Raw genomic sequence first — 19520 nt, forward strand, 5'->3', positions numbered from 1 at the left:
CTTCGTTAACCTATGCATTTTGACCGCCATAACACTATTGGCTCAGTAGATACAAAAAAGGTCTCGATATGAATAAGTTAGTAGTTCTAGGTAGCGTTAACGCTGATCATGTTCTTCAGGTGGCATCTTTTCCGCGCCCTGGCGAAACGCTACACGGCCACAGTTACTCTGTTATCCCTGGTGGTAAAGGCGCAAACCAAGCCGTTGCAGCTGCACGCTTAGGCGCTGACATTGCGTTTATTGCTTGTGTTGGCAACGATAGCTTTGGCATTAATATCCGTGAAGCCTTTGCCAATGATGGCATCAACACGGACGCCGTTTTGATTGAAGAAAATACCCCAACAGGGATCGCAATGATCCAAGTCGCAGCCACGGGTGAAAACAGCATTTGTATCTCAGCAGAGGCTAATGCTTGCTTAACCCCTGAGCGTCTTACACCACATCACACATTGATCACCCAAGCCGATACTTTGTTGATGCAACTTGAAACACCCGTTGAAACTATTGAAGCGGCAGCTCGCATTGCGAAAGCAGCCAATACCAAAGTAGTACTAAATCCTGCACCAGCTCAGCCATTAAGTGATGACTTATTGCAACTTATTGATATGATTACGCCTAACGAAACGGAAGCGGAATTATTGACGGGTGTAAAAGTGGTTGATATGCCTTCTGCACAACAAGCAGCAGATGTATTACACAGTAAAGGCATCCCAACAGTCATGATTACGCTTGGCAGCCAAGGTGTTTGGGTAAGTCAGCAAGGTCAAGGTGAGCAAGTAGCTGGTTTTCGTGTAGAAGCAACGGATACAACAGCAGCAGGTGATACCTTCAATGGTGCACTATTAACAGGCCTTCAAGAAGGTAAAAGTTTGAATGATGCCATTCGCTTTGCCCATGCAGCAGCTGCTATTTCTGTAACACGTTTAGGCGCACAAACATCAATACCGCACCGCCATGAAGTAAAACGTTTCTTACTTGAACACTGTTAATTCATTCCCCTAGTCCTGTGTCACAGCAGGACTAAAATACTTACAGGGACATCGTATGGCGACCATTAAAGATGTTGCAAAACATGCAGGAGTATCAACCTCCACCGTCAGCCACGTACTCAATAAAACACGATTTGTCAGTGAAGATATCTCTACTCGCGTACGTGCCGCCGTAGAAGAACTCAGCTACGCCCCATCAGCATTAGCACGCAGCCTTAAAGTTAATCACACTCGTACCTTCGGCATGCTAGTCACAACATCGACCAACCCCTTCTTTGGTGAAGTCGTAAAAGGCGTCGAACGCCGCTGCTACGAACAAGGTTACAACCTTATATTATGCAACACCGAAGGCGACTTAGAACGTATGCATTCTAACCTCGACATGCTATTACAAAAGCGTGTTGATGGTCTTTTATTGATGTGCAGTGAAGTCGAAACTAATGCCTTTGATTTATTTTCTCGTCACCAACCCGTACCAACTGTGGTGATGGACTGGGGCCCAATCGATTTTCCAAGTGACAAAATTCAAGATAATTCCCATCATGGCGGCTATTTAGCGACCAAGCATTTAATCGCACAAGGCCATAGAGAGATTGGCTGTTTAACGGGGCCTCTTGATAAGTTACCTGCTCAACAACGCTTATCTGGCTTTGTTCAAGCAATGGAAGAGTCTGGCTTAACCATCAACAAAAACTGGATTGCTTCAGGTAACTTCGAGTGTGAAGGAGGCGAACAAGCCTTTAATGCCATTTGCCAAAACGGAAAGCTACCGACAGCGCTATTCGTCTGTAATGATATGATGGCAATGGGTGTTATCAATACAGCACACAAGAAAGGTATCTCTGTACCGGAAGAACTCTCTATTGTGGGTTACGATGACATTAAACTCGCAAAATACATCACGCCATCGTTAACCACGATCCACCAACCTAAACACCGTTTAGGCCAACAAGCCGTTGATACTTTGTTAGATAAAATTAACAACAAAACCACCTCAAATAAAGTGATCCAGCTAGAACCAACCTTAGTTGAACGCGATAGTGTCAAAAGCTTATTTAGCTAGACCTTTCAGAAATACCAAGCGAACAAAAGAGCCCTCCTCATTGAAAGTAGGGCTCTTTTAAATGCAGTGTGATCTTTCAATGAGACAAGATCAAATCAACGATTAAAGCATATTAATTCGCCGCCTCAACCTGCTCTTTTTCCTCTGCGTCACTATCTGTAATCAAGTTATTCAATTTCTTCGCCGTGACTAACATCAACACAGCCATAGCAAGGGCACCAATACCTATCTTCAGAAAGTAGCTCGCATACACAGGCAAGGTTTGCAACGAATCAACGCTACCTGATGACTCTGGTACCGCAATATACACCGCAAGGTTTGCTGCAATTATCGCCGAAATACCCAAGGTCAAGGTTCTAAAGCCAAGTGTAAAACCAATCATATGATTAGGAACTAACTGAGCCAGTACAGAGATACCCAACGCACTGATCAGCAACTCCCCTAGTCCTTGGAATAAATGCGTTAAGATCAGCCAAAACGCTGAAACTCGACCCGCTTCATCAGCCATGAAGCTTGCGCCATAAGATAGACACAAGAATGCCATCGAACAAAAGATCATCCCCATTGCAAACTTCAAGGGTAAGGACGCCCCATGGCCTTTGGCACTGGTTCTTTCATAAAAAATAGCAAGTAATGGGCTAAGAATAATAATCCAGAACGGATTGAGAGCTTGAGTGGATACAGGATCAAATGGAATACCTAAAAATTCATGGCGAGTATTATGGATAGCAAAAAATGTCAGTGATGTTGGCATCTGTTTATAAAGTATAAAAAACACCACTGAAAAACCCAATAGCACTAAACTTGCCATCATTTTTTTCTGCTGAGCCTTGGATTCTTTTCGCATATAATTAATAAAAAATGCAAGCGCGATACCTAACGCAATAATTAAGAGTAGTTGCATTAGCTGATAATGCGTTATTAGCCAACTGCCAAATAATGTTAAAGCTGTGAGGCCTAAAAACAATAACATATATGTTTTCAAACTAATGGTTTCAAAATCAGCTTGTGCACCAATATTTTTGACCAAGTTTCTTTTCCAAAGAAAAATAGAAATAGTAATGACATTCCACAAAGCTGCAATAGCAAACCCCGTTGCATAATCATATTTATGAGCAATAAGTGGTGTGATAACTAATGAAATACATGAACCGACATTAATCATCATATAATAAATGGTAAAAGCGCTATCGATTCTAATATCATCCTTTTTGTAAGCTTTAGATATTAAATTAGACGGACAGTTATTTGCTAATGCACGGCTAACCCCGCCCCCCGCAATGCCTATCATTGCCAGCGGAATACTACCAATTGCAGCAGCATAGCTTAGAATCAACAAGGTGATAACTATACCTAAGTTACCGATAATCAATGATCTTTTAACACCAATGACCTTATCGGCCAAGTAGCCACCGATGGCATAAATGATCGTTGAAAACGCAGAAGCTGCGCCGTTTATCAAAAAGGCATCCTTTTCTGACATACCCAAATCATTCACCATAAACACAGTGACAATAGCAACAAGGCCATACATAGATAACATGGCGGGCATTATAATAATGCACATTAATTTAAAAGCAGAAGGCTGACGGGAAAACGCGATAGACATAAAACTTCCTCATATTTCAGGCATAGAAGCCCGAAGTCCGTGATAATTAAAGACCTATATAAATATTCCTTTAGAAAGATGTACGTATTACTCAGTTTTCAATTAAATTATAAATCAGTTACTAACGACATTACTCCTAATTATATTTCTTTTATTAACCATTCAGAAGCATGTTATATCTTTTCATTAACAGCAATAGTGATGAAGATCTTATGATAATTATAAAACACCTACCTTGATCGCATATTTCAACAACTAGATTAATTAACAACAATGTTAATAATTAACGACCATAAACAGCTCCTATATAAATAGAACGGCTATTAAACTGCGTCTTTATAACATTAGTAGTTAGTAGCTTAATTAATTTAATAACTCATCGATAATCTTTTATTTAGAGTAAAACGATTCGGTGGTTTAAATCTGAATAGGGCGATATAGAGCAGTCACTAAATTACTAATGGGCTTTATGACACTTACGATTCATATAAATATTGAGGTAGTAGCCCCATAGGTACTAGGGGCTGCTAGAAATGATTCACTCAGCGACCGACTCATCTTTAAGCTGGATTCATGCTATAGCATGTTTAATTAATATCTTCTGCAACTTATCAAACTCAGGCATAGCTGATTTCAACGCATCCATTGCGGCAACTAAAGGCAGCATCGCTTTCTCTAAATCGTGCGGGTAACCTTCTGCAATATCGGTATGATTAAACTTAATCACGTACTCAACGTAGTACCCATCTGCCGATAACTTGAAGCCTTTTTCTATCAGTGAGGTGCTCTCAAATAACGCTTCTTTCAAGCGAGCTTTGAATGGGATCGCTTTCATACCTAAGGTTCGATAATTCGTACAGAAACGAAGCGCTAAGTAGTTGCTACTACCATTTAAGCCACAAATGTGAGAAATCCACTCATCGTCATTATCTTCTGACGGTTGAACAGAAAAATAAACGGAGCGCTCATCCTGAATGAGCCAAGGCGCAAAACTAAAATCGATACAAGCATGCTCATACAAATCAAAATCACACTCAAAATCTAAAGAAGCTTGGAATTGCGTTAATAGCTCCTTTATCTCTTGCGAAATCCGTCCTAAAACAACCTCATCGACTTCTGCAAGCACTTTCTTAGCGCGCTCGTGGTTTTCAATATTGGCGATAACTAGCTGAGCAAGATCTTGGCTATATTTCATATTTACCTCAAAAATTACGTATAAATTGGCAGTATTGGCCAAGTAGTTGGCGCGATTGCAGGTTTGAAGGAAGGTGCTCTAAAACGGTTAAAAAGCTTTTACGCAGCCCTTCCCATGTCACGCCATAGGTAAAAGGTGTTGTGTGGCACTTAATTTGTTTATCTGTCGTGAGATAAACCAATGCTTGGCTCGAATCCACCGCTAAGTGTCGACGCTTGGTTTGCAGCAATTGATGGTATCGTGCGAGTTGCTTCGCACCTTCTGGCGCATCAATTTTCACTTCCCAAAACATTAGCAACGAGTTTGAGAAAATCTCGATATCGATTCTGTCTTGAATTTCAGCAAGAGGCAGGCTTTCAGGACAAACACTGTATGGCCCACGCTCTAGGTGTAAAACATCCACCCCAGGAAGATGATCTTCAATAACTTGCTTGAGCAGCGCATAACCTAAAGCATGTGATGCATTCGCATCCAGCCACCAACTCAAGACAGCCGTATTTCGCACCTCGTCACGTTTTAAGCCACTGACCTCCCAGACATTAATCTCGCATCCTAGTGTAAACTCGTGCCGATACAAATGGCTCAGCGCGTCTGTATAACCTTGATATTGCGCTTTCCATCTTACGTCATTTACTTGCGATGCATGAGTGGGCTGTGGATACAGCTGAGAAACTCGTTGATAGTAAAGTGCTAGTTCGTCCAATTCAGTCTGCCGTTGAGCTTGCCTCTGCTCTCGTTCAAGCCTTGCAAACTCTGTAAAGTAATCGCTAAGCGTCATACATTGCATTACTCACTCCTGATATAAAGCCAATGCCGCATAAACATGTAATGACAGATCCTCAGGGTTAGCATGCAATGGAGCCTCTCCTGCAGGAAAGCAAGGATAGAAAGAAATATTTTCAGTCATACTGCTTACCATTGATTGAAGTGAGTCAAGAGAAAGACACGCTAGCCCAAGACTTGCGTCCATCGCTTCTAGCTGACATATAAAAGTGGCTCGCTGAGCCTTTGTCCAATTCAATGACTTTACCGATGATAGGTAAGCAATGGCCTCATCAAAAGCGGTTTCTTGCAGTTTTTCCATTGTTTGTGCACTCGAACATCGTAAATACAGGATGCCATACTATATTTAACTGTTAGACATTCCACAAAGATAAAATGTATTTGAATTCCAAGTAGGAAAACATAGCGGGGAAGTGTTGTAGACAAGTGCTCGCTAACAGCAATTAAAAGAGCGCCGCAGCGCTCTATCCAACAGTTTTTCATTAGTCGTACTGACGGCAACAGTCAGTAGCAAAAAATGTTAAGAAGTAGGGTTCTCTTGCGGGTTTGTTTTGAATGATCTTAGCTGCTCGACAATTTGCTCGGTAACCTGAGATAAACGCATGCCTTGTTGCTCTAATTCACTACAATCAAAGGCATTGGAACTCGACAACTGTTTCAGTTCATCAATCTCTGTCGCTACCTCTTTGACTAGCTGGCTTATGTACTTAACATCCACATTATCTTGTGCTCGATCTCGCCCTAATAGCGTTAAGATCCCTTCTATATTATCGCAGGCCTCTCGGACTTCATTTTGACTGGTTTGAGAATATTCCGATAATGTAGAAAGCTCTGAAGACTGTGCCTGCATCTGTTCACCCGCCTCGTTCACCGCCGTTAAGATCCCGCCAATGATCTGATTGATCTGATCTAAACTACTCTGGGTCGACATAGCGAGTTGGCGCACTTCATCAGCTACCACAGCAAAGCCTCGCCCATGCTCCCCTGCTCTTGCTGCTTCAATCGCAGCATTCAGTGCCAGTAGATTTGTTTGATCTGCGAGATTACCAATAACAGAGACAACACTTTCAATCGATTTAGTCTGATCAAGCAAAGATTTAAATTTCTCATCAAGGGCAATATTACTGTCCATGTAAGAACCAATGCTTTTTGCCATATCGCCCATAGCATCATTCGATTGCAATAAACCGGTACGTGTCTTCATGACCTGATGCTCTGTCGCTTCGGCTTTTGCTTGCAGTTCAGACGCAGTTTGATCAAGTTGATGAAATTGTGCCGTAACATTTTCGACTAAGACATCTTGAGCTTGAATACGTGCTGAGATATTACTTGTCTTGGTTGTTAATAAGTCAGCGACCTCGTCAGTTTTCGCCGCTTGCTGCTGAATACCAATCAACGCATTATTTACATTTTGGCGAAACGAGTTAATCACAGTTAACACAGCACCAAGCTCGCTGTTATAGCGGCTATCGACATCACAAGCTACCGAGAGATCTTTATTTTCAAAGCGATGCATGTATTCAGTCACACGCTTAAGTGACTCAACACCCCAGTATTTTTCATCAATATCATGGATAACCAAAACGGCGACAATAATGTATTGGAGAATTTGAGAAAATAATGCTTCAGTGAAGAATGTGGCATTGATAAAAAGCGCCAAAGCACCGACCCAGTGGATAAATCGCATTCTAAGAAAAAGAGAGCGCATAGAAGACCTTACTTAAGTTGCATTTTAAATGCATGATATTTTATACCACATAAAAATACAATAACTTAAGCCAAGATCATCATCTTAACTTATTGATACACAAATAAAGACAAGGTGATTATCATCCTCGACGTAACTAAAAAGAGCGCTGCCGCGCTCTTTAATAAATACCTTTTTATTAATCGTTAAATGACCAATCCCCCATCTATCTTCAACGTTTGGCCTGTAATAAAGGAAGAGTTGTCACTCGCTAAGAAAAGTGCACCATTGGCAATATCTTGTGGCTTACCCATACGTTTTAGTGGTGTTTTTGCTGTCATAAAATCGAGCACCTTCTCAGGTAAATCGACCGTCATTGGGGTTTCTACAAAGCCAGGAGCAATACAGTTAGCACGGACTTGCGCACCTTTACGTGAAAACTCTTTTGCCCAACCTTTAGTCATCGCAATCACGCCACCCTTGGTTGCGGCGTAATTACTTTGGCCGATATTACCATCTGTGCCGACAACCGAGGACATGGTAATAATAGATCCCTTACCCGATGCCATCATTAAAGGAGCGACAGCTTGTGTCATATTAAACACACCTTTAAGGTTTACATCGGCGACCATATCCCATTCATCTTCGGTCATTTTATCAATCAAATTATCACGCGTGATCCCTGCATTGTTAACGAGTACATCAACAGTGCCGAACTCTTCACTCACTTGTTCAATAAAGTGAGTTATTGAGGGTCTATCACACACATTAAGTTCAACGATGCGAACATTCGTGTAAGTTTGCGCTAAGTCTTGCATCGCGCTGGCATTCATATCGCAGACAAACACCATTTTTGCTTCGTGCTTGGCAAAAGTTTCAGCAATACAGCGGCCTATCCCCTGCGCAGCGCCTGTCACAATACACACTTTATTCGTCAGCATAACTCCATCCCTTATACATAATTGAAAAACAAGTCGTTCAAAAACAATTAGTTCAAATGCAACAACGGCACATTTCTTATTACCTGATAATAGTTCAGTTATGCAATTTGATTACCAACATTGATGCAATTCAGATTTTCATATTTATTTCTATTGAAGTTGCTGCATATGTTCACAGAGCAGAGATGAAATATTTTTGCAATAAGATGCATACTCATTTTTTGCTATAGTAGACCGTTGGCAAATTAAATTTACCGTTATTGTTCACAACAATCACATTAGCAATGGAAGGCAACATGTTAGACAAGGTGGTTTTTTTTCTTCATGTCATTAGAGCTGGCTCCCTCAGTGTTGCCGCTAAACAATATGGAATATCGCCCTCTGCAGGCAGCCGTTGGCTTAATGAGCTCGAAGAGAATATGGGGGTCAGTCTAGTCAAACGGACAACTCGTAAGATCAGTCCAACCCAAGCTGGGCAACGTTTATTTGATCGCTTTAATCAAATACACGGTCAAATCAACGAGGTATTCGATGAAGTACAGAACCTCAGCCATGAAGATCGTGGGACCATCCGTATTGCCAGCACCCCGCTGTTTGCCAAACACTATCTCGCGACTATCATAGGGGAATATGTTCAAATACATCCTGATATCAACTTCTTAGTCATAGAAACGGCTTTTGATGTTGATCACACTCATGAGGTTGATTTTGCCGTTCGTGCCAATGCGACCTATCGCGGCTTTCAAGACAAAGATAGCTTATTGGTCAAACGTACTTTACTGCAAGAACCGCTTATTGCCTGCTGCTCCCCCAGCTATATAGAACAGTTTGGCGAGCCTATCTATCCATTAGATCTCAAACAACACCTTTGCTTGTATGCCACCACCTTGGTGGGCGGTAATAAATGGATTTTTGAATTAAATGGTGAGTCTAGTTCTGTTGATATTCCGCAAACTGTTGAGGCTGACGATAGCGAGATCCTCCGTAATATCGCAATTGCAGGTGGAGGGATCGCCTACTTACCTTATTGCTTGATAGGAAAAGAGATCGCGCTCGGTAAATTAGTCCCTATTTTAACTAACTATGCTACCAGCAAGTTCGAGCTAAGTTTGTATTTCAAGCCACGCCGACACATGCCAACTCGATGCGCTAACTTCAAAGAATATTTGATTAAGCGGGCGCCTGAAATAGACTTAGAACGGAAAAAAGGAATTACGCATGCCGATGGCAAGCCACTTACGCAATTGGCTTAAGGCCACCCACCAGCAAGCCACTTCTTTACCCTTATCACCGAAAATCGTGCGTGATGGATTAGCAACATTAACGAGGCAGTACACAAGCGACAATATTAATATGGCCGCTATCGTTAACTGTACTGTGGCTCAAAGCAATATTCACTGCCGCATTTACCAACCAGAGCTGAAACCACCCCACCAAGCTAATGCGACCCACTTACCCGTTATTCTCTTTTTACACGGAGGGGGGCATCTATGCGGCAGCATTGATATTTACGATGCAATCAGCCGACAACTTGCCAGCTGCAGCCAAGCGATTGTCGTCACAATTGGCTACCGATTAGCCCCAGAGCACCCTTATCCTGCCGGTATTGATGATGCTTTGCACAGCTTACTTCATATTCATGAAACGCTGACCACTATGGGGGTTCCATTTACGAACTCGCTATCGCTAGTTGGTGATTCTGCTGGAGCAGCTATGGCTGCGACACTCGTACAGCAGCTGCAATATCAGGAAAAAGAACTTATTCATAAATTAGTGCTAATTTACCCAAGCTTAGACTACACACTAAGTGCGCGATCATTAGGGGTACATGGGGAAGGTTACTTACTAGAAAGTAAGAAAATTGAATGGTATTTCGATCAGTATTTTACTGAAAATGATGATCGCCATGGTGCCTCTCCTCTATTCGGGAAATTAACTCATGCTCACCCTGAGACCTTAGTGCTTACTGCGCAGTACTGTCCGATCAAAGACGATGGTCGGCGCTATTATCACCGCTTGTTGGCGCATCATGTTAAGGCGTTTTATCTTGAACAACCAAACTCAATACATGCTTTTTTAAATTTACCCGATTTAATGCCAGAAGCCAGTTCACACACCTACTCGGCTATCGCTAAATTTCTGAGCTAGTACCATCACGAACAAACGGGGCGTGCTTACCCATAAATCAGACTTAATCAGCTAAACCATATTGCTTATTATTTATTATATTTCGTAAATGACAGGCAATAAAAAACCGGACTAAAAAGCCCGGTTTCATTATGTAGTCTACTTAAGCGTTAAGCTTATGCGTCGCTACGTGGTTTGCGGTCTGCATTGCTACGACGGTTGCCGCCTGCATTGCCACCAGCGTTGTTACCGTCACGGTTACCACGGTATCCACCACGGTTGTCGCCACCACGGTTACGGTCGAAACGACGCTCGCCGTTACCACCTTCACGACGCTCACCGTTGCCGCCTTCGCGACGACCACGATGACCATTGCCACCGTTACCACGGTTACCGCCATCACGACGACCACCACCGTTACCACCACGGTGCTCGCGAAGTACTTCACCTTCAACAACAACAGCTTTCACATCGTTTTGACGGATACGTAGCTTTTTAAGTTGCTCAGATACTTCAGCAGTCATCTTCTTAGGAAGTTGAACGTAAGTGTGCTCAGGAGCCAGTTTGATTGCGCCGATGAACTCTTTGCTTAGGCCTAGTTCGTTTGCGATTGCGCCAACGATATCTTTAACCTGAACACCTTGCTCACGACCAACCTGCAGCTGGTAAGTATCCCAGTCAGCATTGTTGTATGAACGACGTTCACGACGTTCGCCACGCTCACCGCCGCGTTCACCACGCTCACCGCGTTCGCTACCACGACGGTCACGACGTTGCTTTTCACGTTCGATAGCAGCAACCATTGGGTCTGGACCGTTGTAGAACAACGGACGGTTACCTTGTTGACGCTGAAGAAGCATTGCAGCAAGTGTTGCAGCATCTACTTCGATAGATTCTTGTAGCTTCGCAACAAGCTCAACAAATGCATCAACATTTGTTTGCTCTTTTTGAGCAGCTAGTTCTTCACCTAAACGGTTCAGACGAGACGCAGCAACAAGATCGCGGTTAGGAAGTTGGATTTCTTCCATGCGAGACTTAGTTACACGCTCGATAGTGCGAAGCATACGGATTTGGTTAGTACGAACAAGAAGGATCGCCTTACCGTTACGTCCAGCACGACCAGTACGGCCGATACGGTGGATGTATGATTCTACATCGAATGGGATATCGTAGTTGAATACGTGTGTGATACGCGGCACATCAAGGCCACGAGCAACAACGTCAGTTGCAACTAGGATATCGATAACACCACGTTTGATGTGATCAACAGTACGCTCACGTAGAGACTGAGGAATATCACCGTGAAGTGCAGCAGCTTTAAAGCCACGAGATGATAACCAGTCAGCTAGGCGCTCGGTATCTTGACGAGTACGTACGAATACGATTGACGCGTCTGTTTCTTCAGTTTCAAGAAGACGGCTCATTGCTTCGTCTTTCTCTACGCCTTTAACAACCCAGAACTGCTGCTCTACTTGAGAAACAGTGCGGTTTTCACCAGCAACGTCAATGCGCTCAGGGTTACGTAGGAAACGGTCAACGATTTGCTTAACGATTGGAGGCATAGTTGCCGAGAACAATACACGCTGAGCAGAAGCTGGCGCTTGTTCCATGATCCAAGTTACGTCGTCAACGAAGCCCATTTTCAACATTTCATCTGCTTCATCAAGTACAAACGTACTTACTTCATCAAGGTGCAGACGATCACGTGAAATAAGGTCTTTAACACGACCAGGAGTACCAACAACAATGTGAGCACCATTTTTAAGCGCACGCATTTGATCAACGATAGATGCACCACCGTAGATTTCTAGTACTTTAAGGCCCTTGATGTTTTGACCAAGAACTTTAATTTCTGCAGCAACCTGAATTGCAAGCTCACGAGTCGGAGCCATAACAATAGCTTGAGGCTTGTGCTGAGAAAGGTCTACTTTATTCAGAACAGGAAGTGAAAACGCAGCCGTTTTACCAGTACCTGTTTGTGCTTTACCTAGTGCATCAACACCAGTAAGAAGCAACGGAATAGATGCAGCTTGAATTGGCGTTGGTGAAACAAAGCCCATAGAGTCAAGTGCGGATAGTAGTGTGTCGGCCAGTTCTAACTGGCGAAATTCTGTAACAGATTCTTGCATTGGGATCCCAATAAATAATCTAACGTAAAACGGGGCCCCTTCTGCTTTAAGAGTTCTGCAACAGCAACCACAAGCATGGGCCTCGACGATAAGAGGCGCGTATTCTGCGCCATTACTTGATAAAAAGCCAGAAAAAATTGAACACTGTCACAAATTGACTGTTAAATGCCCATTTTGAGACGATTAAGGCTATCAGTGCTGTAAAAGTAGCCTTGTTCTTGCTAGGAGCACGGGATAAACCAAGCTTTAACAAACAATTATGCAGCGTGTAAGATCAAAAAAAACCTCCCTAATATACTTAGAAGAGGTTTTCTAAAATCAATCTGATTGATAACAGTGTAGCGCAGTATACATTAACAACACTTTTCTACTATCACAAACGCCTACTATTACGATTTAATCATTTCGTTACACGAACCAAATGCATATGACGCAAACCATAACCTTTAGTGCTCATTTGATTAAAAGCAGTCTGAGTCACGCTGGCTATACATAAAGCGAGTCACAAAGAGATATTAAATAGCCTCGGCTAATTACATACTTCTTTTTTACCTTCCCACTGTACCGTGCAGTTTCGTCCTTTCGTTTTTGCTTTATATAGTGCTTTATCTGCCAAGGTCATTAGGGCTTCGCTCATACTAAACTCCCCCGCTGGCGTCACCGTATGGATTCCTACACTGACAGTCACGACATGGCTATTTGCTGTAAAATGAGGAATTGCCAAATCTACAATAGCCCGTCTAATATCTTCAGCTACCATAATAGCCATATTTTTATCTACGGTTGGTAATAAGCACGCAAACTCTTCGCCACCATAACGACAGACTACCGACTTTTTATGAACCTCCAATTCACTTTCGATTCGCGACGCTATCATCTTAAGGCAGTGATCACCTTCTAAATGGCCATTCGTGTCATTGAATGACTTAAAGTTATCAACATCAATCATCAGTAACGTTAGCGGTACACGCTTGTCTTTTGCTATTTGCCAATAACGAGACAACCGAAGATCAAAAAAGCGCCTATTTGCAATCCCCGTTAAACCATCTTGCATCGATAACAGCTCAAGGCTGCGATTAGCCTCTTCCAGAGCGCGGTTAGTGGTTTGTAGTTCTTGTGTTCGCCTAATGACACGTTTTTCCAAATCAATGTTTAATTCTTTTATCGAATCATAATGACGACGTATCACAATCTGCTGACCTATCGCCGCACCAAACAGTTTTAAAATTTCTTTTTGATGCTCAGACAACGCACGTTGGTTAATTAGGTTATCAACAGCCACCCAACCAATGCATTCCGTACCGTTCCACATCGCAATCATCGCATTCCAACCAATGCCGACTTGCACCTTTCCAAAGTACAAAGGTGCATTTTCTTTTACAACAACATGGTTTTTATGACTCAGAGCTTCATTAACAAGTGGATGATCAGGGATCTGGCTATAAAAGCTCTTTCTATCCACCAAGTCTCCATCTGGTGATGTACCGTACGTACCTAACATTAAGTTCGATTCAAAGTCAGTCAGAAAAATAGCCATTCTATCTATGCCTAAATAAGCACGTCCAAGTTCAATCGCTTGGCGATAGAGGGTATCAAGTTGAGTCGCCTGCGATAATTTCAACGTGACTTCATGCAGATTACGCATTAGCCCCAAATAATCAGTTATCGATTGTTTCCGTACTTCTAACTCGGCTTCTATACTACGACGCGTAATATTATGGTGAATCACTTCCTGCTGTAGTACCCGAGCACTAATGTCGGATGCCAACACCACTAACAATTTTTCAACATAGTGAATGCTAGCTTCAAAACGGGCTGAGTTAGCCGTTTCTGCATAGATATACGCTACATTGCGCCCATGCATTTGAATGGGCAGTAAAATCTGACACCACAGGCTATCTTCAATATTCCATAATGCTTTATACGGCTTATTGACGTAGGCACGAACAAACTCATGATTCTGCTTCGCCTGTTCAAACAGGCCAGTGGGTACACCATTATACTCGGTCATTAATAATGGCTGATTGTAGTACCTGTAATCAGATCGCCCGACCCAACTCGCAAACACATAGGTACGATCATCTTGTTCAACCAATAATGTAATTGAATCCAGTTTTAAATCTTTGTGCAGTGATGACATTAAGCAATAGCACCACCGCTCCATATTTGCTTGCCGTGCAAGCTGTTCGACTAAATCATTTAGCCCCGTAATATCACAGACAGTCATAAATCACCCTAGCGCCAAAGCATGCCAATCAACATAAACATGTCATCAGTTTCACGGCGACAACCACTGAGCTTATAGCTACAGGGCTCTCAGTGACACTTGTGTAATAACCTATTCAGATTGGCATTGTTTTTTAATTATTGCGGCTCTTATTGAGTCTTTACATCTGTATTAAATAATCAATAAAGACAGCGGCCTATGCAAAGTATTGCGGTTGCCTTTAGTATGAACTAGAAACTTTTGATTAGTTTGTGAAGTCAGAGCAAACGCTATGCCATAAAGACGATTGATACGACATAAATATGTCACCTGATGGCGGCATTTCCTTTCATTAGCGATAATTCACACCATGTCAGCAGGTATGTTCTTAATAATAGGTCGAATAATATTACTCAATCACTGCTGTAGTTTGTGCCGTTTACGATAAATCCGTATAGTGTGATGGTTCACATTCTGAGACCAGGTAAAATGTTTCAAGACAACCCACTACTAGCCCAGCTAAAGAAGCAAATTCAAGAAACCCTTCCAAAAAAAGAAGGGACTATCAAAGCCACTGATCGCGGTTTTGGCTTTTTGGAACTCGACAACAGTAAAGACAGTATTTTCATCCCGCCAACATACATGAAGAATGTTATGCATGGCGATCGTGTAATTGCTGTTATCCGAACAGAAAAAGAGCGCGAAGTTGCTGAACCACAAGAGCTTGTAGAGCAATCGCTAACGCGCTTTATTGGCCGCGTTAAATTGATTCGTAGCCGCTTGCATATCATGCCTGATCACCCGCAATTAAAAGATGCTATCAAAGCGCGTGCAATCAAAGGCCTTAACCCAGAAAGCCTAAAAGAAGGCGATTGGGTTGTTGCAAACCTGAACAGTCACCCACTTGATACAGCGAATGACGCTAAGAATAAGGCGTTCTCTTGTGTAGTAAGTGAAAAAATCACAGACAGTAATGACAAAATTGCCCCTTGGTGGGTAACGCTTGCTCGTCATAACCTACCTAATGCAGAGCCTGCACCACAAGAGAGCTGGTCGATGCTAGATGAAGGTCTTGAACGTCAAGACCTGACTCATATTCCTTTCATCACTATTGATGGCGAATCAACCAAAGATATGGATGATGCGTTATATACTGAAATGAAAGAAGACGGTAGCTTCGACATTACTATTGCGATTGCCGATCCAACATCGTACATCGAAGTAGATAACAAGATGGATAAAGAAGCACGCGAGCGTGGTTTCACTATCTACTTACCGGGTCGTAATATTCCAATGTTACCGCGTGAACTAAGCGACGAGCTTTGTTCATTGATGGAAAATGAAAAACGCCCTGCTATTTGTTGTCGCGTTAATGTAAGCAAAGAAGGCGTGATCAGCGATGACATCACTTTCTTCGCGGCTTGGATTCAATCTCACGGTCGCCTTGCGTACGATAACATCTCAGATCTTATCGAAAACGGTGAATGTGAAGGCTTCACTCCAAGTGACGTTATTCGCCAGCAGATTGATGCACTACACACTTTCGCAAATGCGCGTAGTGACTGGCGTGCAAACAACGCTGTTGTATTCCCAGATCGTCCAGATTACCGCTTTGAACTAAGCGAAGATAACGATGTGATTGCGATTCACACCGATCCTCGCCGCACTGCAAATCGCATGGTTGAAGAAGCGATGATCACCGCTAACATCTGTGCGGGTCGTATACTGCGTGATAAGTTTGGCTTAGGTGTCTTTAACACCCATGCTGGTTTCAATCCTGAGAAAATTGATACCGCAATGGAATTCCTAACCAAAGCAGAAGCACCATTTACTAAAGAAGAAATTGAGACCTTACCCGGTTTCAGTGCACTTCGTCGTTGGTTGAATGAGCAAGACACGACTTACCTTGATAACCGACTACGCAAGTTCCAAGCATACAGTGAAGTGGGTAACCTACCTGCGCCTCACTATGCGATGGGACTGGATGTATACGCGACATGGACATCACCTATCCGTAAGTACGGTGACATGATTAACCATCGCCTATTAAAAGCCGTTATTACGGGTAACGAGTCAAGCCAAAAGCCTGACGATACCGTGGGTGATGAAATTGCCGCACACCGTCGTTTCCATCGAATGGCTGAGCGTGACGTTTCAGACTGGCTATATGTGCGTCTACTATCAAATGCAGTGAAGAAAGAAACCATCTTTACCGCTGAAATTTTTGATATTAACCGTGCTGGTATGCGAGTTCGTTTACTTGAAAATGGTGCCGCAGCCTTTATCCCTGGCTCATTGATCGTTGATAATAAAGAACGTATCGAATGCAGTGGTGAGCTTGGCGTCATTAATATTGATAAAGTACGTGAATATCAACTTGGCGATAACTTTGAAGTGAAGTTAGCTGAAGTTCGTACTGCGACCCGTCAATTAGTTGCTCGCCCTGTTCAACAGTATCCAGCGCCTAAAACTGAAAGTTCGGTTGAAGAAAAAGCCTAACCCCTTACAGTTATGAACAAAAAAACCGACACAATGTCGGTTTTTTTATACCTGCAACTTAGATAAAGACAGCGATTTACATAGCATTCAATATGCATCGTATTCTTCTGCATTGCTAAACGCGTTAAATCATCCCCCCAATAGGGATTATCTCGTCTCTACGCTGATTTGCTGTTACCCTTATCAAAAAACTTATAAGAGTTAATATCAGCCATGTCAAACGTTGCTCAAGTCGTACAACAATGGTTGGAAGATGTCGTAATCGGCCTAAATCTATGCCCATTTGCAGCAAAACCCAATCGCAATAAACAAATCAAAATTCATGTCAGTGAGCATAGCGATGAAGCTGCACTGCTTGAAGACATTTATCAAGAACTACGTAACCTTGATGAAACACCTGTCGCTGAGTTAGAAACAACCCTAGTCGTTGCACCCAATATGCTGGCTGATTTTGACGACTACAACCAATTTCTCGATTTAGTCGAAGGCTTAGTGGTACAGCTTAATAAGCAAGGGACATATCAAATCGCGAGCTTCCATCCAGACTACCAATTCTACGGAACAGAAGCTGATGATGCAGAGAACCTCACCAATCGTTCTCCTTACCCAATCTTCCACCTGATTCGTGAAGAAAGTATGGAGAAGGTACTCAAGCATTACCCTGATCCCGAAGGTATTCCAGAGCGCAATATTGAGTGTGTAGAAAATCTAACAGCAGAGCAAAAGCGTCAGCTGTTTCCTTACCTTATCAAGTAATTCACCAATTTGCCGATAAACAACTAGCGAGGGAGATAACCCTCAACATTCTATCTTTTGATCATCTAACACTACTTTATTAGTCATCAACTTAAAGAATATACACCAGGGGAATATTTCTAATATTTACTCGCTAGTGAACCGTACATAACGAGAAACATTATGATTTGGATAAATACCCGCTAGGGAATACGATTGCATGCTGCCACTATCGTTTGATGTATTTAGAAGCGCAGGGTTTCGATTTGGGTTACCAGTTTGTTTAGCACTGAGTACCCTTTTCCTACTAGAGTACGCACAATATACGCTTGTTACGTATCAGGCATTACTTTTCACGCTTCCCTATGTTTTGTTCGCACTCGTTGTTTTACTCAGCCAACCGTTTAATCAAGGCCGAACAGGACTAACCGCACTCTTGATGGGTGTGGCGTATTATTTCATTCAAAATTACTTACAAGCTCCACTTTCTAATAACGAAACTAAGCTTATTTATGTATTACTGTCTGCATTGTTGCCACTGAACTTGCTACAAATACATATACTGCCAGACAAAAGGCTACATTCGCGGTTTGGAGGGTATTACCTGCTCTTTATTGTGATGCAAATTGCCTGGTCAGCCCTCGTCGTTAATCACTTTAGTCATAGTGATCTAGACTGGCTATGGGACAGTTACTTATTTGCAATCCCCAGCTTCTCTCCTATGCCTATCGTACTTTTTCTACTTTCGATAACCATCACACTGAGCAGCGCATCAACCATACTGAAACGTAACTTGGGGTCGGATCAAACCGTATTCGTTAGTTTATTGTTCTCCTGCATGACATTTGTTCTATTTCAGTTTAGCTTCATATCAAGCACGGCATTCTCTATTGCGGCTCTGATTCTATTGCTCAACCTCGTTACTTGTAGCCATGAATTAGCCTTTGTAGACCAACTGACTGGCATACCTGGTAGACGTGCATTAGAAACAGAATTAAAGCACCTAGGACGTACCTATACCCTTGCAATGCTTGATGTTGACCACTTTAAAAAATTCAACGATACCTATGGTCATAAAACAGGTGATGATGTTCTCAAGCTAGTCGCGCAAATAATGAAAAACACCAAAGGTGGTGCGCAAGTTTTCCGCTATGGTGGTGAAGAGTTCACCATTATGTATAAAGGAAAAGAAGCGAATGAATGTAAAGCTTTCTTAGATGATCTTCGCCAAGAAATTGCAGCCTATGACCTGATAATTCGCGATCACTCCACCCGCCCTGACAATGCAAAGAAGGGAGAGAAAATGCGGAAAAAAGAAGAAAAAAACAACTCAACCAATGTTACCGTCAGTATCGGCATCGCCGACAGCTTCCCAGATCATAACCCAGATAATGTCCTTAAAGCTGCTGACCAAGCCTTGTATAAGGCCAAGCAGAAAGGGCGTAATCGTGTAATGTTATAAATTAATTAAGGCAAAGGAGTGCCTTAAAAACGACAATAGTCATCCAGATAATACGCCGACTCCCTCATACCAAATCCGCTGGCTTTTCATACAGA

Annotated in this window: 15 protein-coding genes; 7 read left to right on the plus strand and 8 right to left on the minus strand. The window is 42.5% G+C overall.

Features of this window, described 5'->3' with window-relative positions; genetic code table 11:
• Positions 1 to 68 precede the first annotated feature (68 nt).
• Both rbsK and OCU87_RS22855 read left to right on the plus strand, forming a co-directional pair.
• Positions 69 to 989, plus strand: a complete 921-nt coding sequence (rbsK, locus tag OCU87_RS22850) for a ribokinase (RefSeq protein ID WP_261858600.1) — start codon at positions 69 to 71, stop codon at positions 987 to 989.
• Between the two features lie 55 nt (positions 990 to 1044).
• Positions 1045 to 2052 carry a substrate-binding domain-containing protein gene (locus tag OCU87_RS22855; protein WP_261858601.1) on the plus strand — a complete coding sequence of 336 codons (1008 nt, stop codon included), beginning with the start codon at positions 1045 to 1047 and terminating at the stop codon, positions 2050 to 2052.
• A gap of 112 nt (positions 2053 to 2164) precedes the next feature.
• Here the strand turns inward: OCU87_RS22855 and OCU87_RS22860 are convergent, their stop codons facing one another.
• The 6 genes from OCU87_RS22860 to fabG form a co-directional block, all read right to left on the minus strand.
• A complete protein-coding gene (locus OCU87_RS22860) occupies positions 2165 to 3661 on the minus strand; it encodes an oligopeptide:H+ symporter (RefSeq protein ID WP_261858602.1) in 1497 nt (498 codons plus the stop codon).
• A gap of 571 nt (positions 3662 to 4232) precedes the next feature.
• Entirely contained in the window at positions 4233 to 4856 is a 624-nt protein-coding gene (locus OCU87_RS22865) for a hypothetical protein (RefSeq protein WP_094957085.1), read from the minus strand.
• Between the two features lie 7 nt (positions 4857 to 4863).
• Complete coding sequence (locus OCU87_RS22870; RefSeq protein ID WP_094957086.1) at positions 4864 to 5643, minus strand: PD-(D/E)XK nuclease family protein; 780 nt, start codon at positions 5641 to 5643, stop codon at positions 4864 to 4866.
• Positions 5644 to 5646: 3 nt separating this feature from the next.
• The gene (locus OCU87_RS22875) at positions 5647 to 5940 is read right to left on the minus strand and encodes a hypothetical protein (protein ID WP_094957087.1); all 294 of its coding nucleotides are present in this window, start codon (positions 5938 to 5940) and stop codon (positions 5647 to 5649) included.
• A gap of 219 nt (positions 5941 to 6159) precedes the next feature.
• On the minus strand, positions 6160 to 7347 hold the full coding sequence (locus tag OCU87_RS22880) for a methyl-accepting chemotaxis protein (RefSeq protein ID WP_261858603.1): 1188 nt from the start codon (positions 7345 to 7347) through the stop codon (positions 6160 to 6162).
• A gap of 185 nt (positions 7348 to 7532) precedes the next feature.
• Positions 7533 to 8267 (minus strand): 3-oxoacyl-ACP reductase FabG, encoded by a 735-nt coding sequence (gene fabG / locus OCU87_RS22885; protein ID WP_261858604.1) that lies wholly within the window; start codon positions 8265 to 8267, stop codon positions 7533 to 7535.
• A 296-nt stretch (positions 8268 to 8563) separates the two neighbouring features.
• On the opposite strand from fabG, the gene OCU87_RS22890 reads away from it, so the two are divergent.
• Positions 8564 to 9520 carry a LysR family transcriptional regulator gene (locus OCU87_RS22890; RefSeq protein WP_261858605.1) on the plus strand — a complete coding sequence of 319 codons (957 nt, stop codon included), beginning with the start codon at positions 8564 to 8566 and terminating at the stop codon, positions 9518 to 9520.
• Positions 9486 to 10415 carry an alpha/beta hydrolase gene (locus tag OCU87_RS22895; protein WP_261858606.1) on the plus strand — a complete coding sequence of 310 codons (930 nt, stop codon included), beginning with the start codon at positions 9486 to 9488 and terminating at the stop codon, positions 10413 to 10415. Before OCU87_RS22890 ends, OCU87_RS22895 begins: the two co-directional genes overlap by 35 nt.
• Before the next feature lie 155 nt (positions 10416 to 10570).
• Here the strand turns inward: OCU87_RS22895 and OCU87_RS22900 are convergent, their stop codons facing one another.
• Both OCU87_RS22900 and OCU87_RS22905 read right to left on the minus strand, forming a co-directional pair.
• A complete protein-coding gene (locus OCU87_RS22900; RefSeq protein ID WP_094957092.1) occupies positions 10571 to 12523 on the minus strand; it encodes a DEAD/DEAH box helicase in 1953 nt (650 codons plus the stop codon).
• Positions 12524 to 13052: 529 nt separating this feature from the next.
• Positions 13053 to 14750, minus strand: a complete 1698-nt coding sequence (locus OCU87_RS22905) for a sensor domain-containing diguanylate cyclase (RefSeq protein ID WP_261858607.1) — start codon at positions 14748 to 14750, stop codon at positions 13053 to 13055.
• Between the two features lie 468 nt (positions 14751 to 15218).
• Here OCU87_RS22905 and OCU87_RS22910 point away from each other — a divergent pair, with 468 nt between their 5' ends.
• From OCU87_RS22910 to OCU87_RS22920, 3 genes are all read left to right on the plus strand, one after another.
• Positions 15219 to 17228, plus strand: coding sequence for an exoribonuclease II (locus OCU87_RS22910; RefSeq protein ID WP_261858608.1), 2010 nt, complete (start codon positions 15219 to 15221; stop codon positions 17226 to 17228).
• Between the two features lie 213 nt (positions 17229 to 17441).
• Positions 17442 to 17984: a DUF1415 domain-containing protein gene (locus tag OCU87_RS22915; protein ID WP_261858609.1), complete on the plus strand. Its 543-nt coding sequence runs from the start codon at positions 17442 to 17444 to the stop codon at positions 17982 to 17984.
• 199 nt (positions 17985 to 18183) lie between these two features.
• Entirely contained in the window at positions 18184 to 19425 is a 1242-nt protein-coding gene (locus OCU87_RS22920) for a GGDEF domain-containing protein (RefSeq protein WP_261858610.1), read from the plus strand.
• The last annotated feature ends 95 nt before the right edge of the window (positions 19426 to 19520 follow it).

Source organism: Photobacterium sanguinicancri, from assembly GCF_024346675.1.
In the GTDB taxonomy this organism is placed as follows: Bacteria; Pseudomonadota; Gammaproteobacteria; order Enterobacterales; family Vibrionaceae; genus Photobacterium; species Photobacterium sanguinicancri.

What these genes read in the sequence shown, in the direction of transcription:
- rbsK (WP_261858600.1), top strand. Translation starts at nt 69, where the DNA reads ATGAATAAGTTAGTAGTTCTAGGTAGCGTTAACGCTGATCATGTTCTT.
- OCU87_RS22880 (WP_261858603.1), bottom strand. Translation starts at nt 7,347, where the DNA reads ATGCGCTCTCTTTTTCTTAGAATGCGATTTATCCACTGGGTCGGTGCT.
- OCU87_RS22920 (WP_261858610.1), top strand. Translation starts at nt 18,184, where the DNA reads ATGCTGCCACTATCGTTTGATGTATTTAGAAGCGCAGGGTTTCGATTT.
- OCU87_RS22890 (WP_261858605.1), top strand. Translation starts at nt 8,564, where the DNA reads ATGTTAGACAAGGTGGTTTTTTTTCTTCATGTCATTAGAGCTGGCTCC.
- OCU87_RS22875 (WP_094957087.1), bottom strand. Translation starts at nt 5,940, where the DNA reads ATGGAAAAACTGCAAGAAACCGCTTTTGATGAGGCCATTGCTTACCTA.
- OCU87_RS22915 (WP_261858609.1), top strand. Translation starts at nt 17,442, where the DNA reads ATGTCAAACGTTGCTCAAGTCGTACAACAATGGTTGGAAGATGTCGTA.
- OCU87_RS22865 (WP_094957085.1), bottom strand. Translation starts at nt 4,856, where the DNA reads ATGAAATATAGCCAAGATCTTGCTCAGCTAGTTATCGCCAATATTGAA.
- OCU87_RS22900 (WP_094957092.1), bottom strand. Translation starts at nt 12,523, where the DNA reads ATGCAAGAATCTGTTACAGAATTTCGCCAGTTAGAACTGGCCGACACA.
- OCU87_RS22905 (WP_261858607.1), bottom strand. Translation starts at nt 14,750, where the DNA reads ATGACTGTCTGTGATATTACGGGGCTAAATGATTTAGTCGAACAGCTT.
- OCU87_RS22855 (WP_261858601.1), top strand. Translation starts at nt 1,045, where the DNA reads ATGGCGACCATTAAAGATGTTGCAAAACATGCAGGAGTATCAACCTCC.
- fabG (WP_261858604.1), bottom strand. Translation starts at nt 8,267, where the DNA reads ATGCTGACGAATAAAGTGTGTATTGTGACAGGCGCTGCGCAGGGGATA.
- OCU87_RS22860 (WP_261858602.1), bottom strand. Translation starts at nt 3,661, where the DNA reads ATGTCTATCGCGTTTTCCCGTCAGCCTTCTGCTTTTAAATTAATGTGC.
- OCU87_RS22870 (WP_094957086.1), bottom strand. Translation starts at nt 5,643, where the DNA reads ATGCAATGTATGACGCTTAGCGATTACTTTACAGAGTTTGCAAGGCTT.
- OCU87_RS22895 (WP_261858606.1), top strand. Translation starts at nt 9,486, where the DNA reads ATGCCGATGGCAAGCCACTTACGCAATTGGCTTAAGGCCACCCACCAG.
- OCU87_RS22910 (WP_261858608.1), top strand. Translation starts at nt 15,219, where the DNA reads ATGTTTCAAGACAACCCACTACTAGCCCAGCTAAAGAAGCAAATTCAA.